This window comes from Dietzia sp. B19 (genome assembly GCF_014145155.1).
GTDB lineage: Bacteria > Actinomycetota > Actinomycetes > Mycobacteriales > Mycobacteriaceae > Dietzia > Dietzia natronolimnaea.
This window is the reverse complement of sequence record NZ_JAALED010000559.1, coordinates 8,811-11,400: the sequence shown is the minus strand read 5'-3', so window position 1 is coordinate 11,400 and position 2,590 is coordinate 8,811. Positions and strand designations below refer to the sequence as shown.

Sequence of the window (2,590 nt, the reverse complement as noted above, 5' to 3'; positions counted from 1 at the left end):
ACTCGCAGTGGCAGGGAAAGAGGGCCACCCACCGCCGGGCAGTGCCGGGCCACCGTCGCTTGGACGGTGGCCCGGCGCTGGGAGGGGTCTTACAGCTGCTCTGTGTCGACGTGCTCGCCGCAGGCGCGGCGCTCGACGGGGGAGAGGGCGTAGCCCTGGTCTTCGATGAACCGGAGGTAGGACACGGTGCGGGGGTCGATGTGCCGCCAGGAACCCTTGTGGGTGTTGATCTCGTGGGCGATCAGGCACATGGCCAGGCTGGTCATGGTGGCCTTGGGTGTGCTCATTCCTTCGGTGCTGGGGATCGTGAGGTAGTTCTCGCGCTCGCCGCGCAGCCGGTCGGCGGACAGAAGGTGTGGGCTGGTGGTGATGGTCGCGGTGACGAACCCTGCGCTGTTCTTCGGCGCGGTCTTGCGGGCGCAGAAGGTCTTGAGCCAGTCGCGGCGGACCTGTTCGGCGGCGAGCCACGCCTTGTTGGCGGCGATCACGTCGCGTCGTTCGGCCCGCATCTGCTCGCGATCGGCTTCGGTTGGTTCTGCCGGGGGAGTGGGGCTCCAGCGGTTTCGCCAGCCACGGGCGGCGAGGTTGTCGCAGTACCAGCGGGTTTGCACGATCAGCTCTTCGTGGACCTGGCTGCGGGTGACGGCGTCCTCGGGCCGCTCGTGATCGTCATCCTCGAACAGCTCGTAGGGGTCGACTGGCTTGCCCGTGGCGGTCAGGACGGTCGTGAAGTCGGCATCGAGCCGCACGGCTACATGCTCGCCGGGGTCGTCGGGGTCGATGACGATGTCCTGCCCGGTGGCATTGTCGACCAGCCGGTCGACCCATTCGTCCTTGGAGTCGTAGGCGGGCCAGCCGTCGAGGACGGTCACGCCCTTTGCCTCCCACTGGGCGCGGGCGTCGGCCAGGGCCTCGGCGATCTGTCGCTGCTGGCGCAAGCGAGCGGCCTGGTGGTCGAACTGGCCGGTGGAGGCCGCGCGGACCAGGGTCTCGACGGCGCTGGGGTCGTCGGCGAACTCGGTGACGACAGCGGCCTGGGTGATGGTCAGGTCGTAGCGGTCGAGAGTGTCGGTGTCGGTCATGGTCGTGGCGGCGTCGACGGTGGAGCGGTCGACGCGCAGACGCTTGCTGATCTGGGCGGGGGAGATGCCAAAGGCGGCGAGCTGGGCGATGGTCTCGGCCTGCTCGCGGGTGGTGAGGTTCTGTCGCTGCTGGTTCTCGTCCCACTGGGCCGCGATCAGGTCAGTCTTGCCGTCGAGGTCGTCTGCCGGGGCAGAGGTGACGATGACGGGGACCTGGTCGAGTTCGGCAGCCACGGCGGCGAGGGTGCGGCGGTGGCCGTGTTTGACGACCAGGTCGTTGTTGTCGTCGCGGTAGGCGTTGATCGGCTCAAGGAGGCCGTGTTCGCGGACGCTGGCGATCAGGTCGTCGGAGGCTTTGGCGTCGCGGATGTTCGAGACGAGGGTCAGCTCGGAGGGGCTGACGTGGATGAGGTTCATCGTGGTGTCCACGGTGGTCCTTTCGGGTACGGGGTGAGCGGCCTTGTGGCTGCTCTGCTTCTAGCATACACGCGCCGTGCGTGTATGGTGCGTCCATAATGCGTTAAGGTGCTTCTAGCTGGGGTTACGGCGCTGGGGCGTAGACGATGTGGGGGACTCCTTGGTGGGTGTAGTAGCCCTCGGTGTAGGTGCCGGTGTCGGAGGGTTCGTCGTGTCCGATCGCCCATACTTGGGCGGCGAGGTCTGCGGCGTCGAGGTCGCCGTCGGGTGAGTGGTGGGGGGTGACGATTCCGCTTCGGGGGCCGATGGTGACGCGGCGGGCGCGGTGGTCTCCGGCACGGGCGAGGTTGACGGTGTCGCGCATGAGTTCGCGCAGGTTGGTCGAGCGCAGTGGTTCGGCGGTGGTCATGCGGCCAGAGTGGCACGGTTCGTGGGCGTCGGCGGCTTCGGTGGACACCTGGGCGCGGGCGTCGTGGGGGAGGGGTGGGGTGTGAAATGCGCTGGAGGGGGTCGCCAGGCGGGCGACCCCCTCCAGCGGCCGGTTAGGGCATCAGGACGTCGAAGTGGGTGAGGCGGACGCCGTTCTTGCCGTTGCTGGTGAACCGTGCGGAGATCGCGCGGGCGCGGGGGCCGATGGTGAGGACTGCGGCGACGTAGTGCACGGCCATATGCGGCGTGACCTGAACGGTATCGACCCGGGGTTCGATGAGGGTTGCGCGGTCGGTGTCGTTGGTGCGGGCCTGGCGGGCGACTGCGGCGCGGTTGATCGCTGCGGCTCCTGCCTCGGTGGCGATCTGGTCGAGGTTGGTTACGCGGCTGCGCTGGCGGTTGTAGACGGCGACGGCGACGTTGATGGCGCGGTCGATCTCGCGGCGGACGCGAGCGTCGACGGTGACGGGGCGCTCGGCGGGTGCGCCGTGGTTGCGCTCGACCTGCTGGGCGATGTCCTGGTGGGCGGTGGCCTCGATCTGCTCGGTGAGCCAGTCACTGGCCACGAGCGGGGTGACGCCGTAGTGGCGCATCTCGGCGTAGGCGGCGGCGATCCCCTCGGCGCCGGGGACGGTGAACGTGGGCGACGTGAGCATGGTCGC

3 protein-coding genes are annotated in these 2,590 nt (G+C 68.8%); all 3 read right to left on the bottom strand.

Annotation, left to right across the window (positions count from 1 at the left end):
• Positions 1–89 precede the first annotated feature (89 nt).
• Positions 90–1,511, bottom strand: a complete 1,422-nt coding sequence (locus tag G6020_RS15270; protein ID WP_182611198.1) for a ParB N-terminal domain-containing protein — start codon at positions 1,509–1,511, stop codon at positions 90–92.
• 112 nt (positions 1,512–1,623) lie between these two features.
• Positions 1,624–1,908: a hypothetical protein gene (locus tag G6020_RS15265; protein WP_107749308.1), complete on the bottom strand. Its 285-nt coding sequence runs from the start codon at positions 1,906–1,908 to the stop codon at positions 1,624–1,626.
• Positions 1,909–2,041: 133 nt separating this feature from the next.
• Positions 2,042–2,590 (bottom strand): hypothetical protein (locus tag G6020_RS15260; RefSeq protein ID WP_182611197.1); only part of this gene is annotated, 549 nt, incomplete at its 5' end.